This is a genomic window from uncultured Pseudomonas sp. (genome assembly GCF_913774235.1).
In the GTDB taxonomy this organism is placed as follows: domain Bacteria; phylum Pseudomonadota; class Gammaproteobacteria; order Pseudomonadales; family Pseudomonadaceae; genus Chryseomonas.
In genome coordinates this window covers 19,943-40,117 of sequence record NZ_CAJYDW010000001.1, presented here as the reverse complement: position 1 = coordinate 40,117, position 20,175 = coordinate 19,943, and the positions used below count along the sequence as shown (strand labels likewise).

Below are 20,175 nucleotides of genomic sequence, written 5' to 3'. Positions count from 1 at the left end.
CGTTTTCATGACCGCTACCCTAGGGCCTGGCCGGGCACGGCGTCAAGCAGCGCCGATGGCTGTGGCACAATGGCTGACCTGTAGCCCACTTCCCGCGACCCGATCGCCTCTGCCGAGAATCCCGATGGCCCGCAAGAAAGCTCCCGACTTCGAACAATCCCTGGCCGAACTGCAGACCCTGGTGGAACGCTTGGAAAGCGGCGAGCTATCCCTGGAGGACTCCCTAGGTGCCTTCGAACAGGGCATCCGTCTGACCCGCGAATGCCAGGGCGCCCTGGCCCAGGCCGAGCAGAAGGTGCAGATCCTGCTGGAAAAGGACGGCGAACTCAGTGCTGCCCCCTTCGCCCCCGTCGGGGACGACGCATGATCGAGGCCTACCAGCAACGCTGCCAGACTCGCGTCGACAGTGCCCTCGCCCCCCTCTTTGAAGCGCCGCGCCCGGAACTCGGCCGTCTCTACCACGCCATGGCCTACAGCGTCATGGGTGGCGGCAAGCGGGTGCGGCCGCTGCTGGTCTATGCCGCCTGCGAAGCCCTGGGCGGCGACCCGGCGCGCGCCGACCAGGCCGCCTGCGCGGTGGAGCTGATCCACGCCTACTCCCTGGTCCACGACGACCTGCCGGCCATGGACGACGACGACCTGCGCCGTGGCCGGCCCACCACCCACAAGGCCTATGACGAAGCCTGCGCCATCCTCGCCGGCGACGGCCTGCAGACCCTGGCCTTCGAGACCCTGCTGGCGGCGCCCCAGGATGCCGCGGTGCGCCTGGAGATGGTCGCCACCCTGGCCCGCGCCAGCGGCCCGGCCGGCATGGTCGGCGGCCAGGCCATCGACCTGGAGTCAGTAGGGCGGCGCATCGACCAGCCGGCGCTGGAGACCATGCACCTGCACAAGACCGGCGCCCTGATCGCCGCCAGCGTGCAACTCGGGGCCCTCGCCAGTGGCACCGCCACCGCAGCCGACCGAGAGGCCCTGGCCCGCTACGCCCAGGCCATCGGCCTGGCCTTCCAGGTGTGGGACGACGTGCTCGACATCGAGAGCGATACGCAGACCCTGGGCAAACGCCAGGGCGCTGATCTCGCCCGCGACAAACCGACCTACCCGGCACTGCTCGGGCTGGAGGCGGCCAAGGCCTATGCCCTGGAGCTGTGCGACACGGCCCTGGCCGCCATCGCACCCCTGGGCGAACGCGCCGAACCCCTACGCGCCCTGGCCCGCTACATCGTCGGACGGCGCAGCTAAGTCTCCGCTCGCGGAAAAACTCGTGACCCGGGCCGCATTTGCCCCCGGGTCCGTTGTCACAGGGGCATAACAAGACGCCCTGCCCGCTGTTGGGATGCCACGCGGGCATCGGGTAAACTGCCGAATTCTCTGCGCAAAGTGATCAGCCAGATGCCCAAGACGTTTCACGAGATTCCCCGCCAGCGTCCCGCGACGCCCCTGCTCGACCGCATCGACTCGCCGGTCCAGCTGCGCCAGCTCGGTGACGCCGAGCTGGAAGCCGTCGCCGACGAACTGCGCGCCTTTCTCCTGTGGACCGTGGGCCAGACCGGCGGTCACTTCGGCGCCGGCCTGGGCGTCATCGAACTGACCGTGGCCCTGCACTACGTCTTCAATACCCCGGAAGACCGGCTGGTGTGGGACGTCGGCCACCAGGCCTATCCGCACAAGATCCTCACCGGTCGCCGCGAAGGCATGGCCAGCCTGCGCCAAAAGGACGGCCTGGCCGCCTTCCCGCGCCGTAGCGAAAGCGAGTACGACACCTTTGGCGTCGGCCACTCCAGCACCTCCATCGGCGCCGCCCTGGGCATGGCCATCGCCGCCCAGCTGCAAGGCATCGAGCGCAAGTCGGTGGCGGTGATCGGCGACGGCGCCCTGACCGCCGGCATGGCCTTCGAGGCGCTCAACCACGCCTCGGACACCGGCGCCAACATGCTGGTGGTGCTCAACGACAACGACATGTCCATCTCGCGCAATGTCGGTGGTCTGTCCAACTACCTGGCGCGCCTGCTCTCCAGCCGCACCTACCAGCACCTGCGCGAAAATGGCAAGAAGGCCCTGTCCAAGCTGCCCGGCGCCTGGGAAATCGCCCGCCGCACCGAAGAGGCCGCCAAGGGCATGCTGGTCCCCGGCACCCTCTTCGAGGAGCTGGGCTGGAACTACATAGGCCCCATCGACGGCCACGACCTGCCGACCCTGGTCACCACCCTGAGCAACCTGCGCGACGCCAAGGGGCCGCAATTCCTCCATGTGATCACCCGCAAGGGCAAGGGCCTGTCCATCGCCGAGGCCGATCCCATCGGCTACCACGCCATCACCAAGCTGGAGCCGCTGGACGCCAAGCCCAAGCGTCCGGGCGCGCCCAAGTACTCCAACATCTTCGGCGACTGGCTGTGCGATATGGCCGCCGCCGATCCCAAGCTGGTGGGCATCACCCCGGCGATGAAGGAAGGCTCCGACCTGATCCGCTTCGCCGAACGCTTCCCCGAGCGCTATTTCGACGTGGCCATCGCCGAGCAGCATGCGGTGACCCTGGCCGCCGGCCTGGCCTGCGACGGCATGAAGCCGGTGGTGGCCATCTATTCGACCTTCCTGCAACGCGCCTACGATCAACTGATCCACGACGTCGCGGTGCAGAACCTGGACGTGCTCTTCGCCATCGACCGCGCCGGTCTGGTCGGCGAAGACGGCCCTACCCACGCCGGCAGCTTCGACCTGGCCTATCTGCGCTGCATCCCCGGCATGGTGATCATGGCGCCCAGCGACGAGAACGAGCTGCGCCGCCTGCTCACCACCGGCTATCGCCACCAGGGCCCAGCCGCGGTGCGCTACCCGCGTGGTAGCGGCCCCAACGCCGCGCTGGATCCGGGCCTGGAACCCCTGCCTATCGGTAAAGGCGTGGTGCGTCGCCAGAGCAGCCTGAAGAACGGCACCAAGGTCGGCTTCCTGGTCTTTGGCGTGCAACTGGCCGAAACCCTGCAGGTCGCTGAGGGCCTGGACGCCAGCGTGGCCGACATGAGATTCGTCAAGCCGCTGGACGAGGCGCTGATCCGTCAGTTCGCCGCCGACCACGACCTGCTGGTCACCGTCGAGGAGAACAGCGTCATGGGTGGCGCCGGTAGTGCGGTCAACGAATTCCTGCAGGCCAATGCCCTGGTCCAACCGGTGCTCAACCTGGGCCTGCCGGACAGCTACATCGAGCACGCCAAGCCGGCCGAGATGCTCGCCGAGTGCGGACTGGACGCGGCCGGCATCGAGCACGCGGTGCGCGCGCGCCTGGCGCTGCTGGACGCCACCGCAACCAGCGAGGCACCCCGCCTGGCCCGCGGCGCCTCGGCCTGAGCAGAGCCGCCGTGCCGCTGATCCGGCCAGCTGGCCGCCTCGTCCAAACCCCTCTAGCTCGGGGTTAAAGCCTCGCTCATGCTAGCCGATAAGGTATTATCCCTATCGGCTGCAAGGACTTAGCTTCATGAGCGACATGGAATTGAGCGGCCAAGAGCGCCGCTGGCTGCCCTGGCTGGGCCGCAATGGCAAGTTCGCCCGCGGCTGGGCCTGTCTGCGTAACGGGGGTCGCCAGGCACGTTTGGGAAAGACCTTCACCGGCCTGGCCAATACCCGGCGGGACCTGTTGCTGTCCTGGACCCAGCGGCACTGGCAGCAGTTGCAACGCATCGCCGCTGTGCTCGAAACCGATTGGCCGAACATCGATCCGCGTAGTCTGGACGAATCCCTGGCGCATCTTTCCAGCGCCTCGGAACTCTTCGTGGTGGACGCCCAGGGGCTGATCCTCGCCTCCACCGCGCGCCAGCGTCAGGGCAGCCGCCACGACGGCCAAGCCCTCGCCCGTGGTCTGCAGGGGCCCTTCCTGCAGGGCCCCTATCGCGATCCGGTCACCCTCGCTCTGGGGCCGACCACCTCGGCCTTCCACGACGCCGTCACCCTGATGTTCCACCAGCCGCTGCGCCAGGCCGGCAAACCGCTGGGCTGTCTCTGCCTGCGGCTGCCCAACGACGTGCTCAGCGATCTCATCCAGCGTGAGGCGGGCCACGTTTTCCCGGACTCCGGCGACAACTACCTGTTCATGATCAAGGCCGTCGCCGACCCCGGCATCGCAGCGGGAACCGCGCTGTCACGGTCGCGCTTCGAAGATGCCACCTTCACCGCCGGGGACAATCTCAAGCAGGGCGTGGCGACCCCCTTCGGCACGGTGCGGGTGCGCGAACACACCGAGTTCGAACTGAAATTCACCGCGCCGGCGACCAAGGAGTTGCATCCCGGGGTACGCGAGACCATCCGCAAGGGCCGTAACCTCTTCGTCGCTTATCCCGGCTACTCCGACTATCGCCACGTTCCGGTGATAGGCGCCGGCCTCACTCTGCAATTGCCGGGTTCACCGGACACCTGGGGCCTGCTGTGCGAGGCTGATCTGGAGGAGGCCTATCGCGGCGGCAGCCTGACCCAGCACCTGCTGCTCGGCGCCCTGCTGCTGGCGGGCGGTGCCTGGGGCCTGCAGGCCGCCCTGAGCCTCTGGCAACCGGCCTGGCAGGGCGTCTTCGCCCTGGGTAGCGCGGGCCTCGCCGCCCTGCTCTACGGCACCCTGGTGGTGGCGCCCTGCACCCGCCGCCTGCGCAGTCTCTGCGACTTCTTCCTGGACATCGCCGAGTGCGGCGGCAGTCTCGAACAACGCCTGGATCGCCAAGGCTTTCGCGTCGACGAGACCGGCGAACTGGCAACCTGGATCAACAGCTTCGTCGACCGGCTGGATACCTCGCTACAGACCGTCAAGCAGGTTACCCAGACGCTAGGCCAGGACGCCGAAGGTCTCCAACGCGGCGCCCAGCACGCCAGCCAGGAGGCCGCGCAGCAGCGCCAGGCGGCGGAGGCCAACGCCCAGGCCATGCAGCTCATGCTGCAGGGCAGCCAGGAGATGGCCGCCCATGTCCGCGACAGCAGCGGCTTGTCGACCCGCGCCCGCAGTGGCAGTGACAACGGTAACCTGCTGGTGGGCCAGGTGGCCCGTGACCTGGAGACTCTCGATGGCACCATCGGCGTCTCCGCCAGCACCATCGGCGCGCTGAACGAGCAGACCCACGCGGTGCGCCACGTCACCGATACCATTCGTGGCATCGCCGAGCAGACCAACCTGCTGGCGCTCAACGCCGCCATCGAGGCGGCCCGCGCCGGCGACCAGGGCCGTGGCTTCGCCGTGGTCGCCGACGAGGTGCGCCGCCTGGCCAACCACTCGGCGGACTCGACCCGCGAGATCGCCAGCATTCTCGACCAGATCCGCGTCCTGTCGGAACAGGCGGTGGCCGCCATGCAGCGCTGCAAGGAAGACGCCCAGACCTCCCGTACCCGCTCGGACCAGGCCCAGGAAGCGCTCGGTGCCATCGACCGCGATGTCGGCCTGCTGCAGGAGCATCTGACCCAGATCAGCCATACCCTGGAGACCCTGGACACCAGCGCCAATCAGTTGCAGGTACGTACCGAGGCCAGTCTGGATCAGGCCCGGCGCAGTGCCGACCTGGCCCAGGCTACCCTGGGTGCCAGCCGCAACGTGGATCAGCAGGTGCTGGAATTGCAGGAAGCCGCACAGCGCCTGGAGCCGGCGCGCACGGCCGGTTGATCAGGACTCGGCGATCTCTTCGTTCTGATGCAGATTGCCGAGCATATGGCCGAGCTTGCCGGCCTTGGTCAGCAGGTAGCGCCGGTTGTGCGGGTTGAGCCCTTCCTGCAGGGGAACGCGCTCGGCGACCGGAATGCCCAGGGCCTCGAGCGCCTTGACCTTGCGCGGGTTGTTGGTCATCAGCCGCAGCGAGTTGACGCCGAGGTGCTCGAGCATCGGCTTGCACAGGGCGTAGGTGCGCTGGTCGGCGCCGAAGCCCAGGCGTTCATTGGCCTCCACCGTATCGGCACCGGCGTCCTGCAACTCGTAGGCGCGGATCTTGTTGAGCAGGCCGATGCCCCGCCCTTCCTGGCGCAGGTAGAGCAGCACCCCACGTCCGGCTTCGGCGATGGCGCGCAGCGCCGCTTCCAGCTGGAAGCCGCAATCGCATCTCAGGCTGAACAGGGCGTCACCGGTCAGGCATTCGGAATGCAGGCGGCCCAGCACTGGCTCGCCATCGGCCACGTCACCGAAGGTCAGAGCGACATGCTCCTTGCCATCGGCCTCGTCGAGGAAACCGTGCATGGTGAACAGGCCGAAGGGGGTGGGCAGTTGGGAGGCGGCGACAAAGACGACGGACACCTGCGGGCTCCTGGCGGGGAAAGACGTACATTGTAACCTTTTCCCCGGGTCGGGCGTCATCGCCAGGGGTTATGACGACGACACGTCGCGATCTATTAGAGCCTGTTTAAAATCTCGCGCGCTAGAGCCAAACAAGGCCTAGGCGGCCCCGCGAAAACGGCTGAGGAAGCGGATCGGACCCGCGCTCGGGTTTACGAGTGGTAAATGAGCATTGCGACGGGGCCGCCCAGGCGGGGCTGGCCTTCCAGGCCATTTTCAACGCCGTTTGGCCGACGCGCAGCAGATTTTGAACAGGCTCTCAGCGCGCCTGGACGTAAAGGACACCCTGGGCTTCGCGCCAGCCGACCCGATTGAGGAAGCTCATGCCCAGCAGCCCCTGGCTCGGATAATTGCCTTCCAGCACCATGGCCTCCACCCCCAGCACCTCGATATCGCCCAGGCGGACCTGGTTGAGGGTGGTGCGCCAGGCACGGGCATGGCCGCTGGCGGTCTCCACCCAGCCCGGGGTACCGTCGCGGTACTTGATGCCCAACTGGTCGGCCTGGGCACCGCTCAGGGCGATGCTGGTGGCGCCGGTATCCACCAGCAGCGCGACCGGTCGGCCATTGATCGAGGCGGTGACCTGGTAATGGCCGTTGTTGCTGCGGGGGATGCTGAATTCCCGGCGCTGCGGCGCGCTGTAGCCGTCGCTGTATTCACGGTCGAGGGTAAAGGTCTGGGTGCGACCGTCGATGCGCAGCACCGCTTGCTGGGCATCCGCGCTGACTACCTCGACGTCGTCCAGGCGCTGCCCGACCTTGAGCAGCTTGCGCTGCCCGTTGACGTTGACCACAGCAGCGCCATTGAACAACCCCACGACCCTGACCTGGGGTTGCGCCCAGGCGAGCGAACCGACGGCCAACAAGAGGCCGTACGCGCCCAGTCTTTTCACTGCCCTGCTCCTTGGGCCTGTGTCCCGTCAGCCGACGAGATGACCCCAACCGAGATGTAGCCCCTGAACGACCAGCCAGGCGAGGACGCCGGCCAGCACATCGTCGACCATGATGCCGACACCGCCGCGGACATTGACATCCAGCCAGCGGATTGGCCAGGGCTTGCAGATGTCTAGCACGCGGAAGGCGACGAAACCCACCAGTAGCCAGATCAACCCCGGTGGTGCCAGCCAGAAGGTGATCCAGATGCCGACCATCTCGTCCCAGACGATGCCCTCGTGGTCATGGACGCCCAGCTCCCGGGCGACCTTGCCGCACAGCCAGCAGCCGAACAGCGTCAGGATCACCAACAGCAGCGGATAGCTCCAGCCAGTGAGCAGGTGCCACAGGGGCACGAAGGGCAAGGCGATCAGCGAGCCCCAGGTACCGGGCGCCTTGGGCAGGGTACCGGAGCCGAGACCGAAGGCCAGGAAGTGCCAGGGATCGCGCCAGACCGACAGGGGGACCGGCTGGGCGGGGGCTTGGTGTTCGCTCAAGGAAAGGACTCCGCGCCAGGGCGCTAGAAATGTTGGAAACCGGTTTGTGTCAGGGCCATGGGCTGGTCGTCTGCCGCAAGGACAGTGACGCCGCTGCCCGCCTCGACCCGCCCGATCACCTGCGCCTGGGGCCAAGCCGCGGCCAGGGCCGGGGCCTGGTCCGGCGGCAGGGTGAAGACCAGCAGATAGTCGTCGCCCGCGCCCAGGGCCAGGCGCAGCCCCTCGTCGGCCGGGAATAGCTCGGCCAGCGCCGGACTCACCGGCAGCCGCGCCGTCTCCACCACCAGGCGCACCCCGGAGGCCGCGGCTATGTGGCCGCAATCGGCCACCAGGCCGTCGGAGACGTCCTGGGCCGCCGTCGCCCGCCCGCGCAGCCAGAGGCCGAGGGCGAATTGCGGTTGCGGCGCCCAGTAGCGCGCCAGCAGGTGCCGACTCGCGTCGCCCTCCGCTGCACGCTGACCGAGGACGAAGGGCAAGGCCCCACCCGCCTCACCGGGCGCGCCGCCCAGGCACAGCAGATCACCCGGCCGGGCACCACTGCGCAGCAGCGCCTGTCCGGCTGGAACTCGCCCGAAGACCGTGACGGTAAGGGACAGAGGACCGCGGGTGGTGTCGCCACCGACCAGACGCAACTCGCACTGCTCGGCCATCTGCGCAAGTCCTGCCGCCAGGCCCTCCAGCCAGGCGGGCTCGACGCTCGGCAGGGTCAGCGCCAGGGTGAAGCCCAGGGGCGCGGCGCCCATGGCGGCCAGATCGCTGGCGCTCACCGCCAGGGCGCGTTGGCCGAGGCCGAAAGCATCCGGGCAGGGATCGGGAAAGTGCACCCCGGCGGTCAGGGTATCGGTGGAGACCGCCAGTTGCTCGCCGGACGCGAGCGCCAGCAGGGCGCAGTCGTCACCGATGCCCAGGGCCACGCCAGGTCCGCCACGGGCACAGGGCGCCGCGGCGAAATAGCGGCGGATGAGTTCGAATTCACCCATGCCAGCGCGGACGAATCAGCGCTTGCCGCGCAACTCGGCGCTGCGCAGCTTGGGCGCCAGCTTGTCCAGCACGCCGTTGACGAACTTGTGGCCGTCGGTGGCGCCGAAGATCTTGGCCAGCTCGATGCCCTCGTTGATCACCACGCGATAGGGCACGTCGATGCGCTTGAGCAACTCGTAGCAGGACAGCCGCAGCACGGCCAGCTCGACCGGGTCGACCTCGTCCATGGCACGGTCCAGGCAGGGCAGGATCAGGCCGTCGATCTCGCCCTTGTTGGCCGGGACGCCGTGGAGGATTTCATGAAAGTAGGCGCCGTCGACCTTGGCGAAATCGTTGTCGACGCGAAACTGCGCCTCGATTTCGTTGATCGCCTGGCCCGCCATGTGCCACTGGTACAGCGCCTGGACCGACAGGCTGCGCGCTTCGCGGCGGGCAGCCAGTTTGCCGGTGGGGGCTTTCTTGCCTGCGGGCTTGCCGGCCGCGGGCGGAGTCAAATCGCCGCTCACTTGGCCTCCAACTGCGCCAGCAGGCTGACCATTTCCAGGGCGGACAGCGCGGCTTCGGCGCCCTTGTTACCGGCCTTGGTGCCGGAACGCTCGATGGCCTGCTCGATGGAGTCGACGGTCAGGACACCGAAGGACACCGGTACGCCGAATTCCATGGAAACCTGGGCCAGGCCCTTGGTGCACTCGCCGGCCACGTATTCGAAGTGGGGGGTGCCGCCGCGGATCACCGCGCCGAGGGCGATGATGGCGTCGAATTCGTCGCGCTGGGCGATCTTCTGCACGGCCAGCGGGATCTCGAAGGCGCCGGGGACGCGGATGATGGTCAGGTCGTCCGGCTTGATGCCGTGACGCACCAGGGCGTCGATGGCGCCCTGCAGCAGGCTCTCGACGACGAAGCTGTTGAAGCGGCCGACCACCAGCGCGAAGCGGCCCTGGGGAGCGATGAAGGTGCCTTCAAAGGTCTTGATGTTCATGTGCGGGTCCAGTTGTCAAAGAGCCGGACGGCCGGCAATGCCGGGCCGTCCGTGGAAATCCAGGTGAAGCGCGCCACACCACCCGGGCAAGGCGCGCCAGGCGGAAGGGTCATTCTTCAGGAGGCAGATATTCTACTACTTCCAGGTCGAAGCCGGATATGGCGTTGAACTTCATCGGCGAACTGAGCAGGCGCATCTGACGAATGCCCAGGTCGCGCAGGATCTGCGAACCGGCACCGACGGTGCTGTAGGTGGACAGCGCCTTGGGCACCGGCAGCGGCTCGCGCAGATGTGCCAGCAGGTCATCGCCTTCCAGGGAGTGGCCGAGCAAGAGCACCACGCCGGCGCCTTCGCGAGCCACCCGCTCCATGGCGCTGCGCAGGCTCCAGCGGCCCGGCTGATGGACCTGCAGCAGGTCGCGCAGCGGGTCCATGTTGTGCACCCGCACCAGTGGCAACTCCTGGCTGGCCAGGTCGCCACGGATCAGCGCCAGGTGGACGTCGCCCTCCACCTCGTCGCGATAGGTCACCAGCTTGAAGGAGCCGAGTTCGGTCTCCAATTGCTGCTCGTCGATGCGCTTGACGGTGTGCTCGTGCAGCAGGCGGTAGTGGATGAGGTCGGCGATGGTGCCGACCTTGAGGCCGTGCTGTTCGGCGAAGGCTTCGAGCTCGTCGCGACGGGCCATGGTGCCGTCGTCGTTCATCACCTCGCAGATCACCCCGCTCTCGGCGAAGCCAGCCATGCGTGCCAGGTCGCAGGCGGCTTCGGTATGGCCGGCGCGGGCCAGCACGCCACCGGGCTGGGACATCAGCGGGAACATGTGGCCGGGGCTGACCACGTCGCCGGGCTTGGCGTCCTTGGCGATGGCGGCCTGCACGGTGCGCGCGCGGTCGGCGGCGGAGATGCCGGTGCTGATGCCTTCGGCGGCCTCGATGGACACGGTGAACTTGGTGCCGAAGCCGGAGGCGTTGCGGCTGGCCATCATCGGCAGGTTGAGGCGCTCGCAGAGGGCCTTGCTCATGGGCATGCAGATCAGGCCGCGGGCGTGGCGCGCCATGAAGTTGATGTGTTCGGCGGTAACGCATTCGGAGGCGATGATGATGTCGCCTTCGTTCTCGCGGTCCTCGTCGTCCATGAGGATGACCATCTTGCCCGCGCGGATGTCCTGGATGATGTCTTCGATGCTGGAAAGTGCCACGGTGTCGTCCTTAGCGCTGCAGATAGCCGTGTTCGGCGAGAAAGTGTTCGGTGACGCCGCCCTTGCTGGATTCGGCGGCCTTGTCACCCATGAGCAGGCGCTCCAGGTAGCGGGCCAGCAGGTCCACCTCCAGGTTCACCCGGCGTCCGGGGCGGTAGTCGGCCATGATCGTCTCGCCGAGGGTGTGGGGGACGATGGTCAGCTCGAATTCGGCGCCGTCCACCGCGTTCACCGTGAGGCTGACGCCGTCCACGGTGATGGAGCCCTTGAGCGCGATGTAGCGGGCCAGCTCGGCCGGGGCGCGCAGGCGGAATTGCACGGCACGGGCGTTATCGGCACGGGAGACCACTTCGCCCAAACCGTCCACGTGGCCGCTGACCAGGTGGCCACCGAGCCGGCTGGTGGGCATCAGCGCCTTTTCCAGGTTGACCTTGCTGCCGGGCTTGAGGCCGCCCAGGCTGGTGAGGCTCAGGGTCTCGCGACTGACGTCGGCCCAGAAGCCGTCGCCGGGCAATTCCACGGCGGTGAGGCAGACCCCGTTGACGGCAATGCTGTCGCCGAGCTTGACGTCGGCAAGGTCGAGTTTGCCGGTGGCGACGTAGAGGCGCACGTCTCCGCCCTTGGGCGTGAGGGCGCGGATCTCGCCGAGGGCTTCGATGATTCCGGTGAACATCAGCTCAGGCCTCCGAGAGGTAGAGCCGAACAGGCGGTGCAGCTAGACATCGACGAACTCCTGTTTCGGTGAAAAAACAGGGCGCACGGACAGAAGGGAAATCAGACGGACGAGGGGCTCGCACCCCTGCCAGGCGAGGCTATCCCGTTCTCTCTCATCCGGACTATGACCGTCGGCCCCGGGATCCAACCGGGTCTGCTGACCTCCCCTGCCACGGAGGACCGGGGAGCGCTCGCGGGCTCGTCCCGACTGATCGGGCATTACCGCCGGTGGGGAATTGCACCCCGCCCTGAGAACTTGCCACTCCAAGGTGGCGCAGGTTTTGTAACACAGTTCGCCGTCGGGGGGCCAGGGGCGTCAGGTGTCGCGCAGGGGCCGGGCGATCAGGTGCAGGTCCGCGCCCACCGGCGTCGCGCTGACGATTTCCAGCTGCGGCGCCTGGGCCAGGTGCTCCAGCGGCCAGTCCAGCAATGGCCGGGCACTGGAGCCGAGGAATTTGGGCGCCAGGAACAGGTGGTATTCATCGACCAAGCCGGCCCGGGCGAAGGCACCGGCGAGACGTGGGCCGGCCTCCACCAGGACATCGTTGACCTGCTCGCTGCCCAGTCGGGTCAGCAGGGCCGCCAGATCGACCTGGCCGTTGATACCCGGCAGAGACAGGTAGTCATGACCGGCCGCCGCATAGGTGGGCGCCTCGGCAGCCATACCGGCGACCCGCGCAGTGCCGGCCTGGAAGAAGGGCGCATCCAGCGGCACCCGGCCGCGGCCATCGATCAGCAACCGCTGCGGCGTACGCAGGGTGGCCAGCTCCAGCTCCTCGCCGGTCAGGCCCAACTCATTCGAACGAACCGTGAGGCGTGCACCGTCCGCCAGCACGGTATCGGCGCCGGTGATCACCACGCCGGCTTCGGCGCGCAGCCGCTGGACGCTCTGGCGCGCCGCCGGTCCGGTGATCCACTGGCTCTCGCCATTGGCCATGGCGGTGCGACCATCCAGACTCAGCGCCAGCTTGACTCGCACGAAGGGCCGCCCGGTGAGCATGCGCTGGATGAAGCCGGCATTGAGTGCCCGGGCCTCGGCCTCCAGCACCCCGGCGCGGGTGGCGATGCCGGCAGCGGTGAGGCGCGCCAGGCCACGGCCGGCCACCAGCGGATTGGGATCGGTCATGGCGGCCACCACCTCGGCCACGCCAGCGGCCACCAGGGCATCGGCGCAGGGCGGGGTGCGGCCATGGTGGCTGCAGGGTTCCAGGGTCACATAGGCGGTGGCGCCACGCGCGGCCTCCCCCGCCTGACGCAGGGCATGCACCTCGGCATGGGGACCGCCGGCCTGGCGATGCCAGCCCTCGCCCACCACCTGACCGTCGCGGACGATGACGCAGCCCACTCGTGGATTGGGCGCCGTGCTGTAGCGGCCAAGCGCCGCCAGCGCCAGGGCGCGCGCCATCCAGAATTCGTCGTTCACCTCGTTGGCGTTGTTCATACCGGTTGCTTGCCCGGGTCCTGGGCCAGGCGCTCGATCTCGTCGCGGAATTCGGCCAGGTCCTGGAATTGCCGATAGACCGAGGCGAAGCGGATGTAGGCCACCTGGTCGAGCTTGCGCAGCTCGTCCATCACCAGCTCGCCCACCACCCGGGAACGGATCTCCCGCTCGCCGGTGGCGCGCAGCCGATGCTTGATCAGGGCGATGGCCTCTTCCAGGCGCTCGACGCTCACCGGGCGCTTCTCCAGGGCGCGCTGCATGCCGGCGCGCAGCTTGTCCTCATCGAAGGGCTGGCGGGTGCCGTCCTGCTTGATCAGTCGCGGCAGCACCAGTTCGGCGGTCTCGAAGGTGGTGAAGCGTTCCTGGCAGGCCAGACATTCGCGCCGCCTACGCACCTGCTCGCCGGCCGCAACCAGCCGGGAATCCGTGACCTTGGTGTCGTGGGCGCCGCAGAAGGGACAATGCATGGGAGAGTCGACCGCCGGAAGGGAAAGCCTTCATGGTACCCGATCACCCCCTGCCGGGAACCTCCGGGTGCCGGACGAATCGACAGCCAGGGGCCGCTGGGCTATAAGAGCGCGCTATGTCTGCTGGCCTCCTGTCCGGACCACCCAGCCTCCCGTGCAGCCTGTTCCGGCTGCGACCTACGGAATCCGTCATGACCTCACGCCGCCTCCTGCCTCTGCTGTTCACCGGCCTGCTCGCCGCCTGTTCCAGTCCGCCCGAAGCCACCCCGCCGCAGCCCACCACTCCGGCCGACGAGCCGGTACCGGTCGCCGGCGCGCCGACCCCGGCCAATCTGCGCGAGATCTCCGGCGTGCTGCGCAATGCCCAGGGGCTGGTCCCGGCTGGCGCCCAGGTGGAGATCGCCCTGCTGGCAGTCAACGCCAAGGGGCTGCCCCAGCGCCTGCTGGCCAGCGAGACGGTGACCGGCAAGGGCGCGCCCCTGGCGTTCCGCCTGCCCTTCAATCCCGAGATCTTTCCCACCCGCCCGGATCTCAAGGTGGAATTTCACGCCCGCCTGATCCAGGCCGGTCAGCTGGCCAGCTATCTGCCGCCGGTGAGCGTGGGGGGACCGACCACCCAGAACCTCGGCGAACTGGTGCTGAACCAGACCCCGTGACGCCGCCCGTCGATCTCGCCGCCGCCCTGGCGACACTGCTCGGCGACGCCCAGCTCAGGCTGCAGGCCCTGCCCGACAGCGACCTGTCGCTGTGGCTGATCGATCCGGCCAACATGGCGCGGGCCTTTTCCCCTGCGGAAACCCAGCGCCTGCTGGAGGCACCGCCCTACTGGTGCTTCTGCTGGGCCAGCGGCCTCGCCCTGGCGCGCTGGATCGCTGCCAACCCCAACTCGGTCGCTGGGCGCCAAGTATTGGATTTCGGCAGCGGCTCGTGTGTCGCTGGACTCGTCGCGGCCCGGGCCGGGGCCGCGCGGGTGGTCTGCTGCGACCTTGATCCCCTGGCACTCGCCGCCTGTCGTGCCAATGCCCGGGCCAACGCTGTGCAAATCGAGACGCTGGACGATCTGCACGCCAGTACCGAGCGCTTCGATCTCATCCTGGCGGCCGATGTCCTCTACGACCGGGCCAACCTACCCCTGCTGGACCTGCTGCAAGGGCGCGCTGAAAGAGTGCTCTTGGCTGATTCGCGGGTCCGCGACCTGGTCCACCCCGGTTTCACCCGGATCGCCATGCTCCAGGCCTGCACCCTGCCGGATCTGGCCGAGCCGGACGAATTCCGCCGCGTGGCGCTCTATCAGGGCTGAGCCGGGCCACCTTGTTTCCAAGCCCGGCGCCCCCACCTATAGTGCATCTTTCGATTACCGAGTCCGCCATGAGCCAGGTCCCCTACATTTTCGACGCCACCCTCGATACCTTCCAGCAACAGGTCATCGATGCCTCCTTCACGACCCCGGTGCTGGTGGACTTCTGGGCCGAATGGTGCGCCCCCTGCAAGGTGCTGATGCCGCTACTGGCCAAGATCACCGAGTCCTACGGCGGCGCCCTGCACCTGGCCAAGGTCAACTGCGACATCGAGCAGGAACTGGTGATGAGATTCGGCATCCGCAGCCTGCCCACCGTGGTGCTGTTCAAGGATGGCCAGCCGGTGGACGGCTTCGCCGGCGCCCAGCCCGAATCGGCCATCCGCGCCCTGCTCGAGCCCCATGTCCAGGCCCTGCCGCCGGCCGAGGAAGATCCGCTGGAGGCGGCCCAGGCACTGTTCGCCGAGGGTCGTTTCGCCGAAGCCGAAGCGCTGCTCAAGGCCCTGCTGGAAGAAGACAACAGTGACGCCCTGGCACTGATCCTCTATGCCCGTTGCCTGGCCGAGCGCGGCGAGCTGGACGATGCCCAGGCCGTGCTGGACGCGGTCAAGGGCGACGAACACAAGCAGGCCCTGGCGGGGGCCCGCGCCCAGCTGACCTTCCTGCGCCAGGCCACCAGCCTGCCCGACGTCGCCGACCTCAAGAGCCGCCTGGCCCGCGATGCCGGCGACGACGAAGCCGCCTACCAATTGGCCGTGCAGGAACTCGCCCGCCAGCAATACGAGCCGGCACTGGATGGTCTCCTGGAACTGTTCCGCCGCAATCGCGGCTACGGCGACGACCTGCCGCGCAAGACCCTGGTGCAGGTCTTCGATCTGCTGGGCAATGACCACCCGTTGGTCGCCACCTACCGCCGCCGGCTGTATCAGGCACTGTACTAACAGCCCTCGACAAAGGCTGCGTCACTGCGGACGCAGCCTTATCCACATCCGGAGCAATCGCGGCCCTGTGGACGATCTACCTTAGCGTGGAAAACCGCGCAGCGTTTTCCACTATCTCGCTCCAGCCTCACCCCTGCCAGATATAGAACTGTGCCTCCCCCACCCGCTCCATGCGCACCTGCGGGCTGTGCCTCAGTCGTACCAGCAACTGCTTGGCCACCCCTAGATTGCCGGTCAACTTCTCCAGCGCCACGAGGATGTCCGGTCCACTCAGCCGACCGGCTGAGCTGAGCAACTTCACCACCTGATCCCACAGCAGGTCACCACCCGACTTGGGGCCGCTGGGCGCGGCAGCGGCGACGGCAGCTACGGGCGCCTCCGCCGGGCGCAAGGCGGTGGCCAGGCGCTGCCAGTCGGCGTCATCCAGCTCCACCGTGAGATCCACGGGCTGGCTGCCGATGGTTCCGCGAATGCGTACCATGGTGTTCTCCTCGTCTTACCAAGGCCCATGCTCCCACAGCCACTGGCCGACGCCAAACCGAGGTTGCGGCGCGCAAAAGCAACAACATAACATAGCGCCTTCCCGTCCATTGGAAGCCCACCATGCGCCTGTACTTGCTGACCCTCTGCCTTGCTGCCGCGCTCGCGCAACCCGTCTTCGCCCATGGCACCCAGGACGACCACGACGAGCATGAGCACGGCTCGCTGGGCGCCCACGTGCATGGCGAATCCCACCTCGACCTGGCCCAGACCGACACCGGCCTGGAGTTGCAGTGGCGCAGCCCGGCAGCCGACCTGGTTGGTTTCGAGCACGCTCCGCGCAGCCAGGCGGAAAAGGACGCCGTCGCCGCCCTCCGGCAAAGCCTGGAAAATCCCCAGGCGCTGGTGAAGCTGCCCGCGGCAGCCGATTGCCGCCTGACCGAAGCTAGCGCCATCAGCCCCCTATTCGCCGCGGACGCCAAGGCCAGCGGCCATCTGGACGTGGAAGCCAGCATGAGCTTCAGCTGCAGCAAGCCGACCGCCCTCGATAGCCTGGATCTCTCCGGCTGGTTCGCTCGCTTCCCCAACAGCCACAGCGTCGAGGTCCAGGCCATCGTCGCCAGCGGCCAGCAAGGCGCCGAACTGACCGCCAGGCAACCGCAGCTGAAGTGGTAAGACGCTCGTGACCACCACGCCCCTGGTCGAGCTCCAAGACCTCGGCTTCGCCTGGCCCGGCCAGGCGGAGTGCCTGGACATCCGGCACTTCTCGCTGGCACGGGGCGAGGCGCTGTTTCTCGAAGGCCCCTCCGGTAGCGGCAAGACCACCCTGCTCGGCCTGCTCGGCGGCGTGCAGCGTCCCAGCCGTGGCCAGGTACGGCTGCTCGGCCAGGATCTCGGACAGCTTGCCACTGCCCGGCGCGATCGCTTTCGTGTCGATCACACCGGCTTTCTCTTCCAGCAATTCAACCTGCTGCCCTTTCTTTCGGTGCTGGACAACGTACTGCTGCCCTGCCAGTTCTCCGCCCTGCGCCGCGAACGCGCCAGCGCGCGCCACGGCGCTCCGCAGCACGCCGCGCTCACCTTGCTGAACGCCCTGGGGTTGAGCGATCCCAGTCTGCCCAAGCGCCCGGCCCGAGAACTCTCCATCGGCCAGCAACAGCGGGTCGCCGCCGCCCGCGCCCTGATCGGCCAGCCGGAACTGGTGATCGCCGACGAGCCCACCTCGGCCCTCGATACCGATCACCGCGACGCTTTCCTGCACCTGCTGTTCGCCGAGTGCGCCGCCGCCGGTGCCGGCCTGTTGTTCGTCAGCCACGACCGCAGCCTGGCCGGTCGCTTCGACCGCCACCTGACCCTGGCCCAACTCAACGCCGCCCGGCCGGAGACCTAGGATGCCCCTCCTGCAACTGGCCTGGGCCAGCCTGCGCAATCGCCGCGCCACCGCCCTGCTCACCGTCTTCACCATCGCCGTCTCGGTGGCCCTGCTGCTGGGCGTCGAGCGGTTACGGACCGAGGCCAAGGCCAGTTTCGCCAGCACCATCGCCGGCACCGACCTGGTGGTAGGCGCCCGCTCCGGCGCGGTCAATCTGCTGCTCTACTCGGTATTCCGCATCGGCAACGCCACCAACAACATCCGCTGGGAGAGCTACGAGAAGCTCGCCGCCGATCCCCGCGTCGCCTGGACCATTCCGCTGTCCCTCGGCGACTCCCACCGCGGCTACCGGGTGCTGGGTACCGACGGCAACTACTTCGCCCACTATCACTACGGGCGCAACCAACCGCTGCGGCTGGCCCAGGGCCGACCTTTCAACGACGTCTTCGAGGTGGTGCTGGGCGCCGAAGTGGCCAAGGCGCTGCACTATCGGTTGGGTGACAAGCTCGTGCTGGCCCATGGCGTCGCCACTATCAGCCTCACCGAGCACAGCGACCACCCCTTCACCGTGGTCGGCATCCTCGCCCCCACCGGCACCCCGGTCGACCGTACCCTGCACATCCCGCTGACCGGCATGACCGCCCTGCACCTGGACTGGCGCGGCGGCATGCCCGGCCCATCCCTCAGCGACGCCGAGGTGCGCCAGCGCGATCTCACGCCCAAGGACCTCACCGCCGCCCTGGTCGGTCTCAAGAGCCGGATCGCCACCTTCGCCGTGCAGCGCGCGGTCAATGACTACACCGGCGAACCCTTGCTGGCCATCCTGCCCGGCGTGGCCCTACAGGAACTCTGGGGCCTGCTCGGCACCGCGGAACAGGCACTGCTGGTGATGTCGATGTGCGTGGTGCTCACCGGCCTGGTCGGCATGCTCACCGCCCTGCTCGCCAGCCTCAACGAGCGACGGCGGGAGATGGCCATCCTGCGCTCGGTGGGCGCCCAGCCGCGCCACCTGTTCGGCCTGCTGCTGGCCGAATCCTTGGTTCTCACCCTGGCCGGCTGCCTGGGCGGCCTGGCGTTGCTCTACGGCGCCATCGCCCTGGGCCGGCCCTGGCTGCTGGCCGAATACGGCCTAGCCTTGCCGCTGGACTGGCCCTCGCTCTACGATGGGCAACTGCTCGGCGGCATCCTGCTCGCCGCCCTGGTGCTCGGCTGCATCCCGGCGTGGCGCGGTTGTCGCCAGGCCCTCACGGATGGCCTGTCCGTGCGATTGTAGACGAGGCTTCCCCATGCGCCTGGCGCTCCTGCTGTTGCTCTGCTGGCTGCCCTGGGTGCAGGCCGATCCCCGCCAGCTCGCTTGGCGCGAACTGGTCCCCGCCGATGCGCCGCGCTTCAATCCCGGCAGCGTCGACCACGGCCTCGGCGAAGACGGCCCCGCCGCCAGCCAACCCTGGCCGGATGCCCCTACGGTGGCCGCGCTGGACGGCCAGGAAGTACGCCTCCCCGGTTACGTGGTGCCCCTGATGGTCACCGAGGAGGGCGAGGTCACCGAATTCCTGCTGGTGCCCTACTACGGCGCCTGCATCCATGTACCACCGCCGCCGGGTAACCAGATCGTCTACGTCAAGGGTAGCCACGACCTCTGGCTGTCCAAGCTGCACCTGCCCTATTGGGTGGAAGGCCGTCTCGGCGTGGGCACCCAGCGCAGCGAGGTGGCCGTCGCCGGCTACTGGCTGCAGGCCCAGCGTATCCAGCCCTATATCCTCAAGGGCGACGGCTCCTGAGCGGATCTGCCCCACGCTTGAGCGAGATCAAGAGTCTGACGTTTCAGCTTCGCTAGGCTGCTCCCAGCCCTTTTTCAATGCCTTCGGAGCCCTAGCCATGCGTCCCCTCTTCCGTCTCAGCCTGCTCGCCCTCGCCCTGGCCGCCCCCCTCGCCCAGGCGCACCAGGCCGGCGATTTCATCCTGCGCGCCGGCGCCATCACCGTGGATCCCCACGAGCACAGCTCCGACGTCAAGATCGACCGGGGCGCCCTGAGCGGCGCCAACCTCGGCGGCAAGGCGACCATGGACAGCGACACCCAGTTGGGCCTCAACTTCGCCTACATGCTCACCGACCACCTCGGCATCGAATTGCTGGCCGCCACGCCCTTCGAGCACCAGGTCAACATCAAGGGCACCGGTCTGGACGCCGCCAACGGCAAGCTGGGCAGCCTCAAGCACCTGCCACCGACCCTGAGCCTGGTCTACTACCCGCTGGACGCCAAGGCGACGTTCCAGCCCTATGTCGGCGCCGGCCTCAACTACACCTGGATCTATGACGAGCACGTTGGCAGCGGCGCCAGCGCGGCCGGCTTCGACAACTTCCGCGCCGATAACTCCTGGGGCTGGGCCGCCCAGGTCGGCGCCGATGTCATGCTCACCGAGCGGGTGATGCTCAACGCCCAGATCCGCTACCTCGACATCTCCACCACCGCCCACGTCGACAACACTGCCCTGGGCGCCCGCGCCAAGGTCGATCTGGACGTGGATCCCTGGGTCTACATGGTCGGCCTGGGCTATCGCTTCTGAGACGAGCCCAAACTAAAACCGG

Annotated in this window: 23 protein-coding genes and 1 riboswitch; of the genes, 12 read left to right on the top strand and 11 right to left on the bottom strand. The window is 68.0% G+C overall.

The window, feature by feature from the left end:
• Positions 1–124: 124 nt before the first annotated feature.
• From QZ471_RS00280 to QZ471_RS00265, 4 genes are all read left to right on the top strand, one after another.
• Complete coding sequence (locus QZ471_RS00280) at positions 125–367, top strand: exodeoxyribonuclease VII small subunit (RefSeq protein WP_007161201.1); 243 nt, start codon at positions 125–127, stop codon at positions 365–367.
• Complete coding sequence (locus tag QZ471_RS00275; RefSeq protein ID WP_295460256.1) at positions 364–1,242, top strand: farnesyl diphosphate synthase; 879 nt, start codon at positions 364–366, stop codon at positions 1,240–1,242. The genes QZ471_RS00280 and QZ471_RS00275 overlap by 4 nt, the downstream gene beginning before the upstream one ends.
• A gap of 150 nt (positions 1,243–1,392) precedes the next feature.
• The gene (gene dxs / locus QZ471_RS00270; RefSeq protein ID WP_295460255.1) at positions 1,393–3,342 is read left to right on the top strand and encodes a 1-deoxy-D-xylulose-5-phosphate synthase; all 1,950 of its coding nucleotides are present in this window, start codon (positions 1,393–1,395) and stop codon (positions 3,340–3,342) included.
• Between the two features lie 127 nt (positions 3,343–3,469).
• On the top strand, positions 3,470–5,626 hold the full coding sequence (locus QZ471_RS00265; RefSeq protein ID WP_295460254.1) for a methyl-accepting chemotaxis protein: 2,157 nt from the start codon (positions 3,470–3,472) through the stop codon (positions 5,624–5,626).
• Here the strand turns inward: QZ471_RS00265 and ribA are convergent, their stop codons facing one another.
• The 10 genes from ribA to nrdR form a co-directional block, all read right to left on the bottom strand.
• A complete protein-coding gene (gene ribA, locus QZ471_RS00260; protein ID WP_295460253.1) occupies positions 5,627–6,247 on the bottom strand; it encodes a GTP cyclohydrolase II in 621 nt (206 codons plus the stop codon).
• Positions 6,248–6,545: 298 nt separating this feature from the next.
• Positions 6,546–7,178 carry a TIGR02281 family clan AA aspartic protease gene (locus QZ471_RS00255; protein WP_295460252.1) on the bottom strand — a complete coding sequence of 211 codons (633 nt, stop codon included), beginning with the start codon at positions 7,176–7,178 and terminating at the stop codon, positions 6,546–6,548.
• 27 nt (positions 7,179–7,205) lie between these two features.
• Positions 7,206–7,715, bottom strand: a complete 510-nt coding sequence (locus tag QZ471_RS00250; RefSeq protein WP_295460250.1) for a phosphatidylglycerophosphatase A — start codon at positions 7,713–7,715, stop codon at positions 7,206–7,208.
• Positions 7,716–7,738: 23 nt separating this feature from the next.
• A complete protein-coding gene (thiL, locus tag QZ471_RS00245) occupies positions 7,739–8,695 on the bottom strand; it encodes a thiamine-phosphate kinase (RefSeq protein ID WP_295460249.1) in 957 nt (318 codons plus the stop codon).
• A gap of 15 nt (positions 8,696–8,710) precedes the next feature.
• Entirely contained in the window at positions 8,711–9,190 is a 480-nt protein-coding gene (gene nusB, locus QZ471_RS00240; protein ID WP_027599169.1) for a transcription antitermination factor NusB, read from the bottom strand.
• 8 nt (positions 9,191–9,198) lie between these two features.
• Positions 9,199–9,675 (bottom strand): 6,7-dimethyl-8-ribityllumazine synthase, encoded by a 477-nt coding sequence (gene ribE, locus QZ471_RS00235; RefSeq protein WP_007161209.1) that lies wholly within the window; start codon positions 9,673–9,675, stop codon positions 9,199–9,201.
• 109 nt (positions 9,676–9,784) lie between these two features.
• Positions 9,785–10,873, bottom strand: a complete 1,089-nt coding sequence (gene ribBA, locus QZ471_RS00230) for a bifunctional 3,4-dihydroxy-2-butanone-4-phosphate synthase/GTP cyclohydrolase II (protein WP_295460248.1) — start codon at positions 10,871–10,873, stop codon at positions 9,785–9,787.
• A gap of 10 nt (positions 10,874–10,883) precedes the next feature.
• On the bottom strand, positions 10,884–11,546 hold the full coding sequence (locus QZ471_RS00225) for a riboflavin synthase (RefSeq protein ID WP_295460247.1): 663 nt from the start codon (positions 11,544–11,546) through the stop codon (positions 10,884–10,886).
• Positions 11,547–11,688: 142 nt separating this feature from the next.
• A riboswitch (FMN riboswitch) is annotated at positions 11,689–11,847 on the bottom strand.
• 56 nt (positions 11,848–11,903) lie between these two features.
• Positions 11,904–13,028 (bottom strand): bifunctional diaminohydroxyphosphoribosylaminopyrimidine deaminase/5-amino-6-(5-phosphoribosylamino)uracil reductase RibD, encoded by a 1,125-nt coding sequence (ribD, locus tag QZ471_RS00220; protein WP_295460245.1) that lies wholly within the window; start codon positions 13,026–13,028, stop codon positions 11,904–11,906.
• A complete protein-coding gene (gene nrdR / locus QZ471_RS00215; protein WP_007161213.1) occupies positions 13,025–13,495 on the bottom strand; it encodes a transcriptional regulator NrdR in 471 nt (156 codons plus the stop codon). Before nrdR ends, ribD begins: the two co-directional genes overlap by 4 nt.
• Positions 13,496–13,686: 191 nt before the next feature.
• Between nrdR and QZ471_RS00210 the strand changes: the two genes are divergently transcribed.
• The 3 genes from QZ471_RS00210 (at position 13,687) to trxA (ending at position 15,733) form a co-directional block, all read left to right on the top strand.
• The gene (locus QZ471_RS00210) at positions 13,687–14,151 is read left to right on the top strand and encodes a YbaY family lipoprotein (RefSeq protein WP_295460244.1); all 465 of its coding nucleotides are present in this window, start codon (positions 13,687–13,689) and stop codon (positions 14,149–14,151) included.
• On the top strand, positions 14,148–14,795 hold the full coding sequence (locus tag QZ471_RS00205; RefSeq protein ID WP_295460243.1) for a 50S ribosomal protein L11 methyltransferase: 648 nt from the start codon (positions 14,148–14,150) through the stop codon (positions 14,793–14,795). The genes QZ471_RS00210 and QZ471_RS00205 overlap by 4 nt, the downstream gene beginning before the upstream one ends.
• 68 nt (positions 14,796–14,863) lie before the next feature.
• Positions 14,864–15,733: a thioredoxin gene (trxA, locus tag QZ471_RS00200; protein ID WP_295460242.1), complete on the top strand. Its 870-nt coding sequence runs from the start codon at positions 14,864–14,866 to the stop codon at positions 15,731–15,733.
• A 127-nt stretch (positions 15,734–15,860) separates the two neighbouring features.
• Here the strand turns inward: trxA and QZ471_RS00195 are convergent, their stop codons facing one another.
• The gene (locus QZ471_RS00195) at positions 15,861–16,214 is read right to left on the bottom strand and encodes a hypothetical protein (RefSeq protein ID WP_295460241.1); all 354 of its coding nucleotides are present in this window, start codon (positions 16,212–16,214) and stop codon (positions 15,861–15,863) included.
• A gap of 122 nt (positions 16,215–16,336) precedes the next feature.
• Between QZ471_RS00195 and QZ471_RS00190 the strand changes: the two genes are divergently transcribed.
• From QZ471_RS00190 to QZ471_RS00170, 5 genes are all read left to right on the top strand, one after another.
• On the top strand, positions 16,337–16,888 hold the full coding sequence (locus QZ471_RS00190) for a DUF2796 domain-containing protein (protein WP_295460239.1): 552 nt from the start codon (positions 16,337–16,339) through the stop codon (positions 16,886–16,888).
• A 7-nt stretch (positions 16,889–16,895) separates the two neighbouring features.
• Complete coding sequence (locus tag QZ471_RS00185) at positions 16,896–17,603, top strand: ABC transporter ATP-binding protein (RefSeq protein ID WP_295460238.1); 708 nt, start codon at positions 16,896–16,898, stop codon at positions 17,601–17,603.
• Position 17,604: 1 nt separating this feature from the next.
• Positions 17,605–18,858: an ABC transporter permease gene (locus tag QZ471_RS00180; RefSeq protein WP_295460237.1), complete on the top strand. Its 1,254-nt coding sequence runs from the start codon at positions 17,605–17,607 to the stop codon at positions 18,856–18,858.
• A 13-nt stretch (positions 18,859–18,871) separates the two neighbouring features.
• Positions 18,872–19,366 (top strand): DUF3299 domain-containing protein, encoded by a 495-nt coding sequence (locus QZ471_RS00175; protein WP_295460236.1) that lies wholly within the window; start codon positions 18,872–18,874, stop codon positions 19,364–19,366.
• A 97-nt stretch (positions 19,367–19,463) separates the two neighbouring features.
• Positions 19,464–20,153: an OmpW family outer membrane protein gene (locus tag QZ471_RS00170; protein WP_295460234.1), complete on the top strand. Its 690-nt coding sequence runs from the start codon at positions 19,464–19,466 to the stop codon at positions 20,151–20,153.
• Positions 20,154–20,175: the final 22 nt, after the last annotated feature.